This is a genomic window from Streptomyces sp. NPDC044003 (assembly GCF_056435185.1).
Genome location: NZ_JBWKFA010000009.1, coordinates 124845 through 142363, shown reverse-complemented (window position 1 = coordinate 142363; position 17519 = coordinate 124845). Strand labels below are relative to the sequence as shown.

General features: G+C 72.7%; 14 protein-coding genes. All 14 read left to right on the top strand.

Annotated features, from left to right (window positions below; all coding sequences use genetic code 11):
• Positions 1-11: 11 nt before the first annotated feature.
• The 14 genes from AC07AW_RS30850 (at position 12) to rfbC (ending at position 17515) form a co-directional block, all read left to right on the top strand.
• The gene (locus tag AC07AW_RS30850) at positions 12-2198 is read left to right on the top strand and encodes a bi-domain-containing oxidoreductase (RefSeq protein WP_478818742.1); all 2187 of its coding nucleotides are present in this window, start codon (positions 12-14) and stop codon (positions 2196-2198) included.
• Entirely contained in the window at positions 2195-4144 is a 1950-nt protein-coding gene (locus tag AC07AW_RS30845; RefSeq protein ID WP_478818741.1) for a heparinase II/III domain-containing protein, read from the top strand. The genes AC07AW_RS30850 and AC07AW_RS30845 overlap by 4 nt, the downstream gene beginning before the upstream one ends.
• 209 nt (positions 4145-4353) lie before the next feature.
• A complete protein-coding gene (locus AC07AW_RS30840) occupies positions 4354-5907 on the top strand; it encodes a right-handed parallel beta-helix repeat-containing protein (protein WP_478818740.1) in 1554 nt (517 codons plus the stop codon).
• Between the two features lies 1 nt (position 5908).
• Positions 5909-7195 carry an O-antigen ligase domain-containing protein gene (locus AC07AW_RS30835; protein ID WP_478818739.1) on the top strand — a complete coding sequence of 429 codons (1287 nt, stop codon included), beginning with the start codon at positions 5909-5911 and terminating at the stop codon, positions 7193-7195.
• 7 nt (positions 7196-7202) lie between these two features.
• The gene (locus AC07AW_RS30830) at positions 7203-8477 is read left to right on the top strand and encodes a glycosyltransferase family 4 protein (RefSeq protein WP_478818738.1); all 1275 of its coding nucleotides are present in this window, start codon (positions 7203-7205) and stop codon (positions 8475-8477) included.
• A complete protein-coding gene (locus AC07AW_RS30825; protein WP_478818737.1) occupies positions 8478-9713 on the top strand; it encodes a class I SAM-dependent methyltransferase in 1236 nt (411 codons plus the stop codon). It begins immediately after the preceding gene.
• Positions 9710-10504, top strand: a complete 795-nt coding sequence (locus tag AC07AW_RS30820; RefSeq protein WP_478818736.1) for a glycosyltransferase family protein — start codon at positions 9710-9712, stop codon at positions 10502-10504. Before AC07AW_RS30825 ends, AC07AW_RS30820 begins: the two co-directional genes overlap by 4 nt.
• Positions 10501-11148, top strand: coding sequence for a PIG-L deacetylase family protein (locus AC07AW_RS30815; RefSeq protein WP_478818735.1), 648 nt, complete (start codon positions 10501-10503; stop codon positions 11146-11148). The genes AC07AW_RS30820 and AC07AW_RS30815 overlap by 4 nt, the downstream gene beginning before the upstream one ends.
• A gap of 3 nt (positions 11149-11151) precedes the next feature.
• Positions 11152-12177: an NAD-dependent epimerase/dehydratase family protein gene (locus AC07AW_RS30810; RefSeq protein WP_478818734.1), complete on the top strand. Its 1026-nt coding sequence runs from the start codon at positions 11152-11154 to the stop codon at positions 12175-12177.
• Positions 12174-13505: a DUF4910 domain-containing protein gene (locus AC07AW_RS30805; protein WP_478818733.1), complete on the top strand. Its 1332-nt coding sequence runs from the start codon at positions 12174-12176 to the stop codon at positions 13503-13505. Before AC07AW_RS30810 ends, AC07AW_RS30805 begins: the two co-directional genes overlap by 4 nt.
• A 5-nt stretch (positions 13506-13510) precedes the next feature.
• Entirely contained in the window at positions 13511-14800 is a 1290-nt protein-coding gene (locus AC07AW_RS30800) for a hypothetical protein (protein WP_478818931.1), read from the top strand.
• Positions 14797-15744: a glycosyltransferase family 2 protein gene (locus tag AC07AW_RS30795; RefSeq protein ID WP_478818732.1), complete on the top strand. Its 948-nt coding sequence runs from the start codon at positions 14797-14799 to the stop codon at positions 15742-15744. The genes AC07AW_RS30800 and AC07AW_RS30795 overlap by 4 nt, the downstream gene beginning before the upstream one ends.
• A complete protein-coding gene (locus AC07AW_RS30790; RefSeq protein WP_478818731.1) occupies positions 15741-16967 on the top strand; it encodes a polysaccharide pyruvyl transferase family protein in 1227 nt (408 codons plus the stop codon). Before AC07AW_RS30795 ends, AC07AW_RS30790 begins: the two co-directional genes overlap by 4 nt.
• The gene (rfbC, locus tag AC07AW_RS30785) at positions 16964-17515 is read left to right on the top strand and encodes a dTDP-4-dehydrorhamnose 3,5-epimerase (RefSeq protein ID WP_478818730.1); all 552 of its coding nucleotides are present in this window, start codon (positions 16964-16966) and stop codon (positions 17513-17515) included. Before AC07AW_RS30790 ends, rfbC begins: the two co-directional genes overlap by 4 nt.
• The last annotated feature ends 4 nt before the right edge of the window (positions 17516-17519 follow it).

Sequence of the window (17519 nt, the reverse complement as noted above, 5' to 3'; positions counted from 1 at the left end):
GGGGACTTCTGGTGAAACAGGTTGTGCAGAACTACAAGAGCGGCGAGCTGGCGGTTCTCGACGTGCCGGTGCCGGGGTGCAAGCCGGGCGGTGTGCTGGTCCGCACCGCGTACTCGCTGATATCCACCGGGACCGAGCTCATGAAGGTGTCCGAGGCCGGCATGTCGATGCTGGGCAAGGCCCGCTCGCGTCCGGACCAGGTGGCCAAGGTCATGCAGAGCGTCGCCACCCAGGGGGTGCCCGCCACCTACCGCAAGGTGATGGGCAAGCTCGACTCGTACACGCCCCTCGGCTACTCGCTGTGCGGGGTGGTCGAGCAGGTCGGCGCCGGGGTCGACGATGTGAAGGTCGGCGACCTCGTGGCCTGCGCCGGCAACGAGCACGCGCTGCACGCCGAGCTGAACTGGGTGCCGAAGAACCTCTACACCCCGCTGCCGGACGGCCTCGCGCCCCGGCACGCGGCCTTCGGCACCGTCGGGTCGATCGCGCTCCAGGGCGTCCGTCAGGGCGAGCCGCAGCTCGGCGAGGTGGCGCTCGTCATCGGCCTCGGTCTCATCGGGCAGCTGGTGGTGCAGCTCCTCACCGCCTCCGGCGTCCGCGTCGTCGGGGCGGACCCCGATCCGGTGCGCTGTGAGCTCGCCGAGCGCTTGGGCGCCGCGGCCTGCGGTGATCCCGCGTCGCCGGCCGTGGAGGCCGCCGTCGTCGAGCTCACCGGCGGTCACGGCGTGGACCAGGTCTATCTGGCCGCCGGCGGGGGCAGCAACCAGCCCGTCGAACTGGCCGCCCACCTGAGCCGGGACCGCGGCCGGGTCGTCGACATCGGCAAGTGCCGGCTGGACCTGCCGTGGAACGCGTACTACGAGAAGGAACTCGACGTCCGGTTCTCCCGCTCGTACGGTCCCGGCCGCTACGACCCGGCGTACGAGCTGGAGGGGCGGGACTACCCGATCGGCTACGTGCGCTGGACCGAGCGCCGCAACCTGGCGTGCTTCCTCGACCTCCTGGCCCGCGGCTGCGTCGACGTGGAGCCGCTGATCTCCCACATCGCCGACTTCGACGACGCCGTCAAGACGTACCAGAGCCTGAAGGACGGCGAGCTGAAGGCCGTCGCCGTGCTGTTCCGGTACCCCGACCACGAGGAGGCGGGGGAGGCGACGGCCCCGTCGGTGGCCGTGCCCGAGGTGCGGCGCGGGGACGCGGCGCCCGCCCGGGCCCGGTTCGCCAAGTCGCCGGTGCGCCTCGCGTTCGTCGGGGCGGGCAACTACGCGACGTCGATGCTGCTTCCGCACCTGGTGGGGCGCGACGGCGTCGAGCTGTCCACGGTCGTCACGACGACGGCGCTGTCCGCGGCCAACGCGCAGCGGAAGTTCGGCTTCGCCGGGGCGACCACCGATCTGGACGCGGTTCTCGGCGACCCGTCGATCGACGCGGTGTTCGTGGTCACCCGGCACAGCTCGCACGCCGAACTGACGAAGAAGGCGCTGTTCGCCGGCAAGGCGGTGTTCGTGGAGAAGCCGCTGGCGCTCGGCGAGGAGGAGCTGGCCGGGGTGCTCGCCGCGGTGGAGGAGTCCGGCAACGACCGGCTGCAGGTGGGCTTCAACCGCCGGTTCGCGCCGCTGCTGCAGGAGGCCAGGAAGCGGTTCGGCGCCCGGACGGGTCCGGCGAGCCTCCGCTACCTGGTCAACGCGGGCCGGCTCCAGCACGGAAGCTGGTACCTCCAGCAGGGCACGGAGGGCTCGCGGTTCGCCGGCGAGGGCGGGCACTTCATCGACACGGCGAGCTGGCTCCTCGGGGCCGATCCGGTCTCGGTGTACGCGACCGCCGCACCCGGCAACGAGGACCTGCAGGTCGTCCTGCGCTACCCGGACGGGTCCACCGCCACCATCAGCTACGTCACGAACGGCGCGGCCGGCTTCCCCAAGGAGACGCTGGACCTCGTCGCGGACGGCAAGGTGCTGAAGCTCGACGACTTCGTCCGGGCCTCGGTGCACGGCCCCGAGAAGTGGGTCAGTTCGCGGCTGCCCAAGGCCCGCGACAAGGGTCAGAACGCCGAACTGGCGGCGTTCGTCAAGGCCGTGCGGACCGGCGCGCCGATGCCGGTGCCGCTGGAGTCCCTGGTCGCCACCACGGCGGCCACCCTCGCCGTCCAGGCCGGCCTGGCCGCCGGTGCGCCGGTGACGCTGGCGGGGGCGCGATGAGCATGAGCGCGGGTTGGTACCTGCGGCGGCTCTCCCGGATGGGGCCGCGGGAGGTCGGCGGCCGGGTGGGCGACACGCTGCGCAGGCGCCGGTGGCGGTCGGCACGCCCGCAGTCCCCGGCCGTGACCGGCGCCCGGTTCACCGCGGTGCTGCCCTCGGGGACGATCGAGGCGGTGGCGCCGGACGCGGCGAAGCGTCTCGTCGCCGAGGCGGACCGGCTGATGGCCGGGCACGCCGAGTACTTCGGGGTGGAGCGCGACGACCTGGTCGCCCCGGACTGGTTCCTCGACCCGAAGACCGGGCGCCGGGCTCCGTCGGGGTACGCCTTCGACGTGCCGTACCGGGACGAGGACGCTGCCGGGGACATCAAGCAGATCTGGGAGCCGTCCCGGCACCAGTACCTGACCGTGCTCGCCGCCGCCTACGCGGTCACCGGGGACGAGCGGTACGCCGAGCGCGTGGCCGCGCACCTGCGGTCGTGGTGGGCTGCCAACCCGCCGCTGCGCGGCGTGCACTGGATCAGCGGCATCGAGCTGGGGATCCGGCTGCTGTCCTGGGTGTGGATCCGACGGCTGCTCGACGGCTGGCCGGGCGCGGCCGGTCTCTTCGAGGGCAACCCGGTGGCGGTCAGCCAGATCTGGCACCACCAGCGCTGGCTGGCCGCGTTCCCCAGCCGGGGTTCCTCGGCGAACAACCACGTCGTCGCGGAGGCTGCCGGGCAGTTCGCCGCGGCCTGCGCGTTCGGGTGGTTCCCCTCCTCGGCGCGCTGGCGGGCCGACGCGCTGCGGTCGCTCGAACGGCACCTGCGCGGCAACACCTTCCTCTCCGGCCTCAACCGTGAGCTGGCCACCGAGTACCACGGCCTGGTCCTCGAGCTCGGTCTGGCCGCGGTGGCCGAGGCGGACGCCGCCGGCGTGCCGGTCCCCGCGACGGTCCGGCTGGTGCTGCTGCGGATGACCGACGCGCTCGCGGCCGTCGTGGACAACCGGCTGCGGCCGCCGCGCCAGGGCGACGCGGACGACGGGCACGGTCTGATCGTGGACGGTCCGGACACCGACCGCTGGGGCTCGCTGCTCGCCACCGGGGAGGCCGTGTTCGGCCGGCTCGACTGGTGGCCCGAGGTGACCGGCACCGATGTGCGCACCCCGCTCCTCGGCGCGCTCGTCCGGCCGTACGGGAAGAACGGAACCGTGACCCGCCCGTCCCGCCGACCGGCCCACTTCGCCGACGCGGGCATGACCATCCTGCGCGGTCCCGGTGAGATCTGGGCGCGCTGCGACGGCGGTCCGCACGGGTTCCTGTCCATCGCCGCGCACGCCCACGCGGACGCGCTGTCCGTGGAGGTCCGGCACGACGGGGTCGACGTGCTCGCCGACCCGGGGACGTTCTGCTATCACGGGCAGCCCGAGTGGCGGGAGTACTTCCGGTCGACCCTCGGCCACAACACCCTCCAGTGGGACGGCGCCGACCAGTCCGTCTCAGGTGGTCCGTTCCTGTGGACCCGGCATGCGAGCACCCGTGTCCTGGTCGCGGACACGGCCGGCGCGGGGGTGGCCCGCTGGTCGGCCGAGCACGACGGCTACGGGCCCGCCGTGCACCGCCGCCGGGTGGAGCTGACCGCCGCGAGCCGGGAGCTGCTCGTGGTCGACGAGGTCCGCGGCGGGAGCGGGCCCGTGCGCCTGGCGTTCCACCTCGGCCCGGCGATCGCCGCGGACCTGGTGGGCAACCGGGCGGTGCTCACCTGGACCGTGGAGGGCGAGGACCGCTCCGCGGTGCTCGACCTGCCCGCGCAGCTGTCCTGGCGGGCGCATCGCGGCGAGACGGAACCGCCGCTGGGCTGGTACTCCCCCGGCTTCGGCCGCAAGGAACCCGCCACCACGCTCGTCGGCACGGGTTTCGCCGAGGGCATGCAGGAGTTCACGACCGTGCTCGGGTTCAGCGGATAGGGGGTGTTGTGAAAGTCCTGTGCGGTGTCCGCGGTGTCCGGTGCGCGTCCTCGGCGTGCCGGACGAAGGCCCTCGATGGGGGTCCCCCCGCTCGAGCGAAGCCGAGAGTGGGGGAGGAGCTACTTGGGTCTTTGACCGGTGCGGCGAGGGCGCGTGCCGGGCGCCGTGGGTGCCGTGCGGGACTTTCACAACACCCCCTGGGGAGAGGCTTGGTGTTCGAGAGGCGGCGCTGGGCGTTGCCGGCGGCGGCGCTCGCGCTGGCCCTGGCGGCGGCCGGCTGTACAAGTACGCCGGACGCCCCGGCGAAGCCGGGGGGTGCGCCTTCGGTGTCCGGTACGCCCTCCGGGTCCGGGGCGCCCGGCGCGTCCTTGGCCCGGGTCTGCGACAGGCCCGCGGCCGGGCCGTCGCAGGCGCCGCCGGGCGCGGTGACGGTCGACCCCGCGGTCGTCGGCGACCTGGACGCGAAGACCGACGACAACCCCCCGAACACCACCTTCTGGCTGCTGCCGGGAACGCACAGGTTCACCTCGGACCCCTACGCCCAGGTCATGGCCAAGCAGGGGAACCGCTACCTCGGCGCGCCCGGCGCGGTGCTCGACGGCGGGAAGACCAACCACTACGCCTTCGGCGGTACCGCCCGCGACGTCACCATCAGCCATCTGACCGTGCAGGGTTTCCTCGCGCCGCAGGACGAGGGTGTGGTGAACCACGACATGGCCGACGGGTGGGTGATCGAGTACGCGACGATCCAGCACAACTCCGGCGCCGGGCTGATGGCCGGCGCCCGCCAGCAGCTCCGTGCCAGCTGTGTGCGGGGCAACGGCCAGTACGGCATGAACGCCTACAAGACCGGTGACTCCATCCGCGGCCTGGTGGTCGAGGGCAACGAGATCGTGGGCAACAACACCGACGACTGGGAGCGGCGGCAGCCCGGCTGCGGCTGCAGCGGGGGCATCAAGTTCTGGGCGATCGACGGCGCCGACGTCCGCGGGAACTGGGTGCACGACAACCGCGGAGCCGGCCTGTGGGCGGACACGAACAACAACGACTTCCTCTTCGAGGGCAATGTCCTCGAAGACAACGACGGTGCCGCGCTGATGTACGAGACCAGCTACAACGCGGTCATCCGGAACAACACGATCCGGCGGAACAACTGGGTCGAGGGCCGCCAGGAGGCCGAGGACGGCGATGACTTCCCGTACGCGACCGTCTACATCTCCGAGGCCGGCGGCGAACCACGGGTCCGGGCCCGCACGGACAGGATCGAGATCTACCGGAACGTGCTGGAGAACAACTGGAACGGCATCACCCTGTGGGAGAACGCCGACCGGTTCTGCAACAGCCCGGCCAACACCTCGACCGAATACTGCACGCTCCTTGTGAAGGGGACGGCCCGCTGCGCGCAGCCGGGGATCGCCGGCGCACCGCTGTACGACGACTGCCGCTGGAAGACGCAGCGGGTGGAGATCCACGACAACCGCTTCGTGCTCGACCCGTCCGTCGTCCGGTGCACGGAGGAGTGCGGCCGCATGGCGGTGCTCGCCAACTACGGCACCTCGCCGGACTGGTCGCCGTACCGGGGCGAACAGGTCGCCGAGGCGATCACGCTTCGGCAGCACAACCGCTGGTACGACAACGCCTACCGGGGACCGTGGAGCTTCGTCGCCCACGACACGAGCCGGAAGTTCGGCTCCGGGCAGTGGCGGGGCGCGCCGTACGGGCAGGACGCGGGCAGCACCTTCGACGCACCGGCCGGTGGGTGACATGGCCGAAGCACTGAAGCCGGGCGGACCGGACACGGCGGGCACGCGGGCCGGTGACGCACCGCGCCCTGCCGGCACGCCGAGGACCGTCGGGATCATCTGGGCGTTGCTCGCCCTCAACACGCTCGGCTCCGCCGGGGCGAAGACCGTCTTCACGATCCCCCGCTCCCTCATCCAGATGGCCACCATGGGCGCGCTGGTGGCCGCGTTCGTGCTGGCGCTCGCGCTCAATCTCGGGCTGCGTGTCCGGCCCAGCGCCTTCGTGTTCCTGCTGACCCTGCTGCTCGTGCCGAGCGTGATCTCCAGCGTGCAGCTGGAGGTGGGGTTCGGCGCGCTGTTCCGCTGCGCCCGGCTGGCTCTCTTCGTCGGCACGCTGTGGCTGCTCAGCCGCTGGTGGGACGGCAGCCTGACGCTCGTCCGGTACCACATCCGGATGTACTTCGCGGTGCTCGTGCTCGTGGCCGCGGGCCTGGCCGTCTCACCGGCCACGGCCATGCCCGAGTACTACGGCGGACGGCTCGTCGGGGCGCTGTGGCCGCTCACCCCGCCGCAGATCGGACAGTACTCCGCGGTGATCATCGGTCTCACCGTGCTGCTCCTGCTCGGCCGGCGGACCACCGGGGCGGGCGCGGCGGTGATCATCGTGCCGTCGCTCGTCCTGCTCGCGATGACCCACACCCGGACGGCCACGCTCGGTCTGCTCATCGGTCTTGGTCTCGCGATCGGCTCGCTCGTCCTGACGAGCGCCGCCGCCCGCCGGTTCTTCGCCTGGGCGGTGCTGTGCGCCGCGGTGGCGGCGGTGGTGTTCAGCTCCGCGCTGCGGGCGTGGTTCCTGCGCGGACAGAGCCAGGAGAACTTCGCCAACCTCACCGGCCGGGCCAAGGTCTGGGACGCCCTGCTCTCGGCGCCCCGGACGACCGGGGAGAAGGTGTTCGGCACGGGCCTGGGCGACAAGTCCTTCGACGGGCTGCCGATCGACAACAGCTGGCTGGCCGTCTACGACGAGCAGGGACTCATCGGCGTCACCATCGTGGCGGCGATGATCATCGTCCTCGGCGGCGTCGCGCTGCTGCGGCCGCCGTCGCTCCCGAGGGCCTGCGCGATCTTCCTGATCAGCTACTGCGCGCTCTCCTCGTACACGGAGGTCGGTCTCGGCGACGCCTCGGCGTATCTGCTGCATCTGACCCTGGCCGCCTCGCTGCTCGCGGCACCGCCCGCGGCCGCCGTCGTGCCCCTGCCGACCGTCGAGATCCCTCGACGGCGTATCCCGCGATGGGCCCGGAGGTGACCTGAGCATGCATGTCCTTGTGGTGCACAACCGCTACTCCTCGGCGCAGCCGAGCGGGGAGAACCGCGTCGTCGACGAGGAGGTGGGGCTGCTGCGCGCGGCCGGTCACCGGGTCGACGTGTTCGAGCGGCGCAGCGACGACATCGCCGGGCGGTCCCTGCTGGGCAAGGTCGCGGTGCCGCTGCTCGTGCCGTGGAACCCGGCGGTCCGCACGGAGCTCGCCGCCCGGCTCCGCGCAGAGCGGCCGGACGTGGTGCACGTCCACAACGTCTTCCCGCTCCTGTCCCCCGCGGTCCTGGCAGCCTGCGCCGACGCCGGCGTGCCCGTCGTCGCGACGCTGCACAACTACGCCCAGGTGTGCCCGCCCGGCACGCTGCACCGGGACGGCCGGCCGTGCACCGAGTGCGTCGGGTCGAAGGCGTCGCTGCCCGGGATCCGGCACGGCTGCTACCGGGACTCCCGCCTCGCGACGGTTCCGCTCGCGGTCAGCCTGTCGGTCAACCGGCGGCGGTGGTGGTCGGGCGTGGAGCGGTTCTTCTGCATCTCCGCGACGCAGCGCGACCTCCTGGTGCGCTCCGGCATGCCCGCGGAGCGGCTGACGGTGAAGCCCAACTTCGTGCCCGATCCGGGCACGGTCCGGGCGGGCGCCGGCGAGCACCTGCTCTTCCTCGGCCGGCTGTCGGAGGCCAAGGGCGTACGGGTGCTCATGGCCGCGTGGGACGAGATCGCCGCGGACGGCGGGGTGGGCGTGCCGCTGGTGCTCGCCGGCTCGGGGCCGATGGAGGGGGAGGTGACCGCGTGGGCGGCGGGCCGGGACGACGTCCGGGTCGCCGGCCTCCTGGACCCGGCGGAGTGCCGGCGGGCCACCGCGCGGTCGGTCGCCGTGGTGGCTCCCTCGCTGGCCAGGGAGACCTTCGGTCTGGTGGTCGCGGAGGCGATGGCGGCGGGGGTGCCGGCCGTCGCCGCCGGTCACGGCGGCTATGTCGACCTCGTCGAGGAGGGGGTGACCGGGCTGCAGCACCGCGCGGGAGAGCCCGCCTCGCTCGCGTCCGGCATACGCCGGATCACGGCCGACCCGGCGCGGAACCAGGAGATGGGCCGGGCGGCCCGGCGCCGATACGAGCAGGGGTTCAGCCCTGCCGTCGGCCTCGCACGCCTGGTGGAGGAGTACCGCACCGCGATCGCGGGGCGGTCGGGCGGCGCGCACGGCGTGCCGCCGGTGGGGAACGACAACGCCGACTCGCGACGGTTCACCCGCGCGAGCGGAGATGGGGGGCAGTAGATGACACGATGCCGACTCTGCGGTTCGGCTGCGCTGGCGAGCGTCGTCGATCTGGGGGCGACCCCGCCGTGCGAGAGCTTTCTCGCCGCGGACCGACTGGACCTGCCGGAGCCCGCGTACCCGCTGCATCTGCGGGTCTGCACCGATTGCTGGCTGGCGCAGATCCCGCCGCTGATCACGCCCGAGGAGACGTTCAAGGAGTACGCGTACTTCTCCTCGTTCTCGACCTCCTGGGTGGAGCACGCGCGGGTGTTCGTCGACGACGCCGTGCGGCGGGCGGACCTCGGCTCCGACGCCTTCGTGGTCGAGGTCGCGAGCAACGACGGCTATCTGCTGAAGCACGTGGTGGACCGCGGGATCCGCTGCCTCGGCATCGAGCCGTCGGTGAACGTCGGTGCCGCGGCGCGGGACGCGGGTGTGCCCACGGTCACGGAGTTCCTGTCCCCGGAGACCGGTGCGGCCGTCCGCGCCGAGCACGGCCCGGCGGACCTGGTCGTGGCCAACAACGTGTACGCGCACATCCCCGACGTCGTCGGGTTCACCCAGGGGCTGCGCGCCCTGGTCGCCGACGACGGCTGGGTCTCCATCGAGGTGCAGCATCTGCTGACCCTGATCGAGGAGAACCAGTACGACACGATCTACCACGAGCACTTCCAGTACTACACGGTCGCGTCCGCGATCCGGGCGCTCGCGAGCGGCGGGCTCACCCTGGTGGACGTCGAGCTGCTGCCCACGCACGGCGGCTCCATCCGGCTGTGGGCGCGGCCTGCGGCGGCGGCCGGGGAGCCGACGGCGCGGGTGGCGGAGGTGCTCGACCGCGAGAAGGCCGCCGGGCTCCAGGAGCTCTCCGGATACGCCGAGTTCTCCGACCGGGTGGCCAAGGTGCGCCGGGACCTGCTGCGGTTCCTCATCGACGCGGCGGAGCGGGGCGAGACGGTCGTCGGCTACGGGGCGCCGGGCAAGGGCAACACCCTGCTCAACCACTGCGGCATCCGGCCCGACCTGCTCGCGTACACGGTCGACCGCAACCCGTACAAGCACGGCAGGTTCACCCCGGGCACCCGCATCCCGATCCTGCCGCCCGAGCGGATCGCCGCCGACCGGCCGGACTACGTCCTCGTCCTCCCGTGGAACCTGCGGGCCGAGCTGGTCGAGCAGCTGTCCTTCGTGCACGAGTGGGGCGGCCGCCTTGTCTTCCCCATCCCGGAACTCAGCATTGTCGAGGTCGAGCGATGAAGGTCGTACTGTTCTGCGGCGGTTACGGGATGCGGATGCGGAACGGCACCTCCGACGACGTGCCCAAGCCGATGGCGATGGTCGGTCCGCGGCCGCTGATCTGGCACGTCATGCGCTACTACGCGCACTACGGGCACACGGAGTTCATCCTGTGCCTCGGGTACGGCGCGCACCACATCAAGGACTTCTTCCTCAACTACGAGGAGACGACGTCCAACGACTTCGTGCTGCGCGGCGGCCGGACCGAGCTGCTGTCCACCGACATATCCGACTGGACGATCACCTTCGCGCAGACCGGCATCGAGTCGCCGATCGGGGAGCGGCTGCGCCGGGTGCGGCACCACCTGGACGGCGACGAGATGTTCCTCGCCAACTACGCCGACGTGCTCACCGACGCCCCGCTGCCGGAGATGATCGACCGCTTCTCCCGGCGTGACGCGGGCGCGTCGATGATGGTGGTGCCGCCGCAGTCCTCGTTCCACTGCGTGGACCTGGGCGAGGACGGTCTGGTGGGGGGCATCACCGCGGTGAGCGACATGCCGCTCTGGGAGAACGGCGGCTACTTCGTGCTCCGCCAGGAGGTCTTCGACCACATCCCGGAGGGCGGGGACCTGGTCGCCGACGGATGCGCCGGCCTGGCCAAGGAAGGCCGGCTCGTGGCGTACCAGCACCGCGGCTTCTGGAAGCCGACCGACACCGTGAAGGAGCGGGCCGCGCTCGACGAGGCGTACGCGCGGGGCGAGCGTCCGTGGGCCGTGTGGGAACGGGACACGGCGGGGGTGAAGGCGTGATCCGCCTCGGGGCCGGGCGTGTTGAGCGGATCGTCGCGGTGGGCGCGCACTGCGACGACCTCGCCATCGGCGCCGGCGGCACGCTCCTGACGCTGTGCCTCGCGCGGCCCGGCATCCGTGTCGACGCGCTGGTGCTGTCCGGCGGCGGTACCGAGCGCGAGCAGGAGGAGCAGGCCGCGCTCGCCGCCTTCTGCCCGGGCGCCGACCTGCGTCTCACCGTGCTCAAGCTGCCGGACGGCCGGATGCCCGCGCACTGGGAGGAGGCCAAGGCCGCCGTCGAGGAGCTGCGCGGGCGGACCGAGCCGGACCTCGTCCTGGCCCCGCGGACCGATGACGCGCACCAGGACCACCGCGGCCTGGCGCAGCTGATCCCCACCGCGTTCCGTGACCACCTCGTACTCGGCTACGAGATCGTCAAGTGGGACGCCGACCTCGGCCGGCCGGTGGCGTACCAGCCGCTGTCACCGGAGATCGCCGAACAGAAGGTGCGGCTCCTTCAGGAGCACTACCCCTCGCAGCGGCACCGCCCCTGGTACGACCGGGAGGCCTTCCTCGGCCTGGCCCGGATCCGGGGCATCGAAAGCCAGACGCGCTACGCCGAGGCGTTCGCCGTCACCAAACTCACTCTCGACCTGGGGGAATGAACCTTGCGCGTACTGCTGACCGGACACCAGGGCTACCTGGGCACCGTGATGGCCCCGGTCCTCACGGCCGCCGGACACGAAGTCGTCGGCCTCGACGCCGGTCTGTTCGCCGACTGCGTCCTCGGCCCGCAGCCGGCGGACCCGCAGGGGCCCTGCGTGGACCTGCGCGATGTCACCGCCGAGCACGTGGCCGGGGTGGACGCCGTGATCCACCTGGCCGCGCTGTCCAACGACCCGCTGGGCTCGCTGGCGCCGGAGCTCACCTACGACATCAACCACCACGCGTCCGTACGCCTCGCCCGGCTGGCCCGGGACGCCGGGGTGGGGCGCTTCCTGTACGCGTCGACGTGCTCGGTGTACGGCGCCGCGGGCGGCGACGACCTGGTGGCCGAGGACGCGCCGCTGCGCCCGGTGACGCCGTACGCGGAGTCCAAGGTGCGGGTGGAAGACGATCTGCACGAGCTGGCCGACGGCGACTTCAGCCCGGTGTACATGCGCAACGCCACCGCCTTCGGCTACTCGCCCCGGCTGCGCGCCGACATCGTCCTCAACAACCTGGTGGGCCACGCGCTGCTGTCCGGCGAGGTCCTCGTGCTCTCCGACGGCACCCCGTGGCGCCCGCTGGTGCACGCCGCCGACATCGCCCGGGCCTTCACGGCCGCGCTCGACGCACCCCGGGAGGCGGTGCACGACCGGGCGTTCAACATCGGCAGCGAGGTCAACAACGTCACGGTCGCCGAGATCGCCGGGCAGGTCGCCGAGGCGGTGGAGGGCTCCACGGTGCGGATCACCGGGGAGAACGGCGCCGACCCCCGGTCGTACCGGGTGGACTTCTCCCGGTTCCGCGGCGCGATCCCCGGCTTCGACTGCGAGTGGACGGTGAAGCGGGGCGCGCTCGAACTCGCCGACGCCTACCGGGAGTACGGGCTGACCAAGGAGTCCTTCGAGCAGCGCTTCACCCGCCTCGCCGTGCTGCGCGCGGCGTCCGAGAGCGGCGCCGTCGACGACACCCTGCGGTGGCGCCGATGACCGCGACCGACGAACAGGCGGCGGCCGGCGAGGACATGTACAAGCTGGTGGAGCGGCTGTACCCGCTCTGCCGGTCCATCACCGGCGACGGCGTGCGCGCCACCCTGGACATCGTCGGCGAGTACATCCCGCTCCAGGTGCACGAGGTGCCGACCGGGACGCAGGTGCTCGACTGGACGGTGCCGCAGGAGTGGAACATCCGCGACGCGTACGTCGCCGACGCCGACGGCAGGCGGGTCGTCGACTTCGCCGCGTCCAGCCTGCACGTGCTCGGCTACAGCGTGCCGGTGTCGGCGACCATGCCGCTGTCGGAGCTGCGCCCCCACCTGCACACCCTGCCGGACCACCCGAGCTGGGTGCCGTACCGCACCAGCTACTACAAGCCGGAGTGGGGGTTCTGCCTGGCCCAGGAGACCCTGGACGCGCTGCCGGAGGGCGACTACGAGGTGTGCGTGGACTCCACGCTCGCCGACGGCCACCTCACCTACGCCGAGCACGTGGTCCCGGGGCAGGTCGCCGACGAGGTGATCGTCTCCTGCCATGTCTGCCACCCGTCCCTTGCCAACGACAACATGGCCGGCGTCGCGGTGGCGACGTTCCTGGCCAGGGAGCTGGCGGAGCGGACGCCGTACTACACGTACCGCTTCCTGTTCGCGCCCGGCACGATCGGGGCGATCACCTGGCTGGCCCGCAACAAGGAGCGGGTCATTGGGGTATCCCCTGCTCGAGCGGAGCCGAGAGCTGGGGGAAGGGTCAAGCACGGGCTCGTCCTGGCCTGCGCCGGCGACCCGGGCGGGCTGACGTACAAGCGGAGCAGGCGCGGCGACGCGGAGATCGACCGGGTGCTGCAGTACGTCCTGGCCGCTTCCGAACGCCCGCACCAGGTCAACGAGTTCACGCCGTACGGCTACGACGAGCGGCAGTTCTGCTCGCCCGGGTTCGATCTCGGCGTGGGCTCGCTCACCCGGACCCCGTACGCCGGCTACCCCGAGTACCACACCTCGGCGGACAACCTGGACTTCGTCTCCCCGGAGGCGATGGCGGACACGCTCGCCGTCTGCCGCGAGGCGTTCGCCCTCCTCGACCGCAACCGGCGGTACGTCAACCTCAGTCCGTTCGGCGAGCCGCAGCTGGGCCGGCGCGGACTGTACGACGCGCTCGGCGGGCGCAGCGACACCAAGCAGGCCCAGATGGCCATGCTGTGGGTGCTCAACCTCTCCGACGGCGAGCACAGTCTGCTGGACGTCGCCGAGCGGTCCGGGCTGCCGTTCGACACCGTCGCCGCCGCGGCCGGCGCCCTGCGGGGCGCCGGACTGATCAAGGCATGACGCCGATGACCACCGAGGAGGAGAAGACGACGGCACCGGCCGGGTCCGCCCGGCGGGCCGTCGTCGGCCGCCTGTCCTGGGGACTCGCCGATCAGGCGGCCTCCAGCATGAGCAACTTCGCGGTGGGAATCTACGTGGCGCGCTCGCTGGGGCCGACCGCGTTCGGCGTGTTCAGCCTGGCCTGGGTGACGTACGGCGTCGTGCTCGGCGCCTCCCGGGGCCTGGCCACCGACCCGCTCGTGGTGCGGTTCAGCGCCGTGCCCGAGGCGTCCTGGCGCACGGCGGTGGCCCGGTCCTCGGGCGCCGCGCTCGGCCTCGGTGCCGCCGTGGGCGCGGTCTGTCTGCTGGTCGGGCTCGCCCTCGGCGGCAGCGTGGGGCAGGCGTTCGCCTGCCTGGGCGTCGTCCTGCCGGGGCTGCTGCTGCAGGACGCCTGGCGGTTCGCCTTCTTCGCGGCCGGCGCCGGGAAGAAGGCGTTCGTCAACGACCTCGTGTGGGGCGTCGCGCTCGTCCCCGCCCTGGTCGTGGCGGCGCACGTGGGCAGCGTGGCCGCCTTCGTGCTCGCCTGGGGCGGGTCCGCAGCGGTGGCCGCGGGGTACGGCTCCCTCCAGTCCGGCATCCGGCCCCGCCCGGTGCAGGCCCGCGGATGGCTCCGCGAGCAGCGCGACCTCGGCTACCGGTACCTCGTCGAGAACAGCAGCCTCAGCGGCGCGGGCCAGCTGCGGGCGTACGGTCTCGGCGCGATCGCCGGTGTCGGCGCGGTGGGTGCCGTCCGGGGCGCCGAACTCCTGCAAGGCCCGTTCCTCGCCCTGCTCATGGGCCTGTCCCTGGTCACCGTCGCCGAGGCGGCCCGGGTGCTGCGGCGGACCCCGCACCGGCTCGGCAGGTTCTGTCTGCTGCTCGGCGGCGGGCAGGCCGCCGCCGCGCTGCTCTGGGGCGCGGCGCTGCTCCTCGTACCGGACCGGCTCGGCGAGCTCGTGCTCGGCGGCGTCTGGCACTCCGCCTCGGAGCTCATCGTGCCGGCCACGCTCAGTGTCGCGGGCGCCGGCCTCGGCACCGGCGCGGCGGCCGGGCTGCGCGCGCTCGGCGCGGCCCGGCGCAGCCTGCGCGCCCAGCTCTTCGCCTCCGCCTGCTACGCCGGCGGCGGGCTCGGCGGGGCGGCCCTGGCCGGCACGGTCGGCTCGGCCTGGGGCGTCGCCGCCGCGACCGTCACCAGTTCGGCCGTGTGGTGGCTGCACCTGCGCGCCGGCCGGCGCGAGCACCACGAGAACTCGATCCCCGAAGTGAGGACCTCATGACCGCCCGACCCAGGCTGACCATCGGCCTGCCCGTGTACAACGGCGAGGAGTATCTCGCCGAATCGCTCGACGCCCTCCTCGGCCAGACCTACGGGGACTTCGAGCTGGTCATCTCCGACAACGCCTCGACCGACGGGACCCAGGACATCAGCCGCGCGTACGCGGCGAAGGACGAGCGCGTCCGGTACCTCCGGCTGCCGCGGAACGTCGGCGCCACGCCGAACCACAACCGGGTGTTCGCCGAGTGCCGCACCGAACTGTTCAAGTGGGCCTCGCACGACGACCTGTACGCCCGGGATCTGCTCCGCCGCTGTGTGGAGGCGCTCGACGAGCGTCCGGACGTGATCCTCGCCCATGCCGACCAGGCGGTCATCGACGAGGACGGCCAGGTGAAGGTCCCGTACGAGTACGGGCTCGCCACCGCCTCGCCGCGCGCGCCGGAGCGCTTCCGCAGCATGCTGTTCGAGCCCGGCGGCGACGACTTCTACGGGGTGATACGGGCCGACGTGCTGCGCCGGGTGAAGCCGCTCGACAGCTACCACCACGCGGACCGCACGTTCGTCTGCGAGATCGGTCTGCACGGGCGGTTCCACCAGGTGCCGGAGCTGCTGTACTTCCGCCGCGACCATCCCTCCCGCGCCGAGCGGGCCAACCCGTCCAAGCGCTCCCGGTGCGTCAATCTGGACCCGCGGCGGGCCGGCCCGCTGCACCCGACGGCCCGGCTGCTCGCCGAGTACGTCTGGGGTTTCGTCGACGCGATCCGGCGGGCGCCGCTGTCCGCCGCGGACCGGCGCGCGTGCTACCGCCACCTGATGGAGTGGGCGGCCAGCCGGGCCCGGCCGGGCGCCGGCGAGCGGGTCGAGGACCGCGCTCCGGTCGACCCGGCGCTGCTCAGCGTCTCCGTCGACGCCCTCGTGGCCGGACGCGAGGACAGGCAGGCATGACGTCCCGGAACCGAACTCCGGTACGTGTCGGGGTCTTCGGCCTGCTCGGCTCCGGGAACCTCGGCAACGACGGATCGCTCGAAGCCGTCCTCGGATACCTCCGCGCCGAGCACCCGGAGGCGGTCGTCGACGCGCTGTGCGGCGGGCCCGAGGCCGTGACGGCCCGGTTCGGGATCCCCGCGACGCGACTGCACTGGTACCGCGGGGAGTACCGGACCGCGTCGCGTGCGGGCGCGGTCGTGGGCAAGGGTCTGGGCAAGCTCGTCGACGTCGTCCGCACCGCCGCCTGGGTGCGCCGGCACGACGTGGTGATCGTCCCGGGCATGGGCGTCCTGGAGGCCACGCTGCCGCTGCGCCCGTGGGGCTTCCCGTACGCGCTGTTCCTGCTCTGCGCTTCCGGCCGGCTGGTCGGCACCCCGATCGCCCTGGTCGGTGTCGGCGCCGCGGCGATCCGCAACCGGCCCACCCGGGCCCTGGTGCGCTGGTCGGCACGGCTGGCCGCGTACCGCTCGTACCGGGACGCCCAGTCCCGCGACGCCATGCGGGCGATGGGCGTGGACACCGCGCGCGACGAGGTCCACCCGGACCTGGCGTTCGCCCTGCCGACGCCGCCTCCCCCGGCGGACCCTTCGGGTCTGGTCTGCGTGGGCGTCATGGCCTTCCACGGGGGCAACGACGACCGGGCCCGGGCCGAGGAGATCCACCGGCGCTATCTCGACGGGACGACCCGCTTCGTCCGCGCGCTGGTCGAGGACGGCAGGCGGGTGCGGCTGCTCACCGGCGACGAGGTCGACGCGCCGGTGGTCGCCGCCATCCTCGAAGCGGTGGACTCGCCGCTGGTCACCGCTGCCGAGACGTCCTCGCTGGCCGACCTGATGAAGGAGATGGCGGCCGCGGACAGCGTGGTGGCGATCCGCTACCACAACCTGATCTGCGCGCTGAAGACCGGAACTCCGGTGCTCGCGGTCACCTACGCGGCGAAGAGCGACGCCCTCATGGCCGGGATGGGCCTCGGTACGTACTGCCACCCCGCGCGCGAGCTCGACGCGGACCGGCTGCTCGAACAGTTCCGGGACCTGGAGAAGCGATCGGCCGAACTCCGGCAGACCCTCACCGAGCGGAACCAGGACGCGGCACGGCGACTGGCCCACCATTTCACCGCCTTGACCACGGCACTCTTCCCGAAGACCACCCACGCCCCTGCGTATCGGAAGGCCTCATGAAAGCGACCCAAGTCCCGGCGATCGCCGGAGCGTTCCTGTTCGAGCCGACGCCGTACGCCGACGAGCGCGGCTTCTTCTGCCGCACCTTCGACGCCGACGTGGTCCGCTCGGTGGGCCTCGACCCGAACGCGTTCCTCCAGGACAGCGTGTCCCGCTCGGCCCGGGGCGTGCTGCGCGGTCTGCACCTGCGCTCGGGCGCCGGCGAGGCCAAGCTCGTGCGCTGCTCGTACGGGAGGATCTTCGACGTCGTCGTCGACCTGCGGGCGGACTCGCCGACCTACCGCAACGTGGCCTCCTTCGAGCTGTCCGGCGAGACGCAGGCGACCCTGTACATCCCGGCGGGGTGCGCGCACGGCTTCCAGGCGCTGACCGAGACCGCCGACACCTCGTACCGGATCGACCGCCCGCACGATCCGGCCGAGGACGTGACGATCGCCTTCGACGACCCGGAGCTCGCCGTCCCCTGGCCGCTGCCGGTCACCTCGATGTCCCTGCGGGACCGGGAGGCGCCGCGCCTCGCCGAGGCCCTGAAGCAAGCGGAGAAGTGAGAAC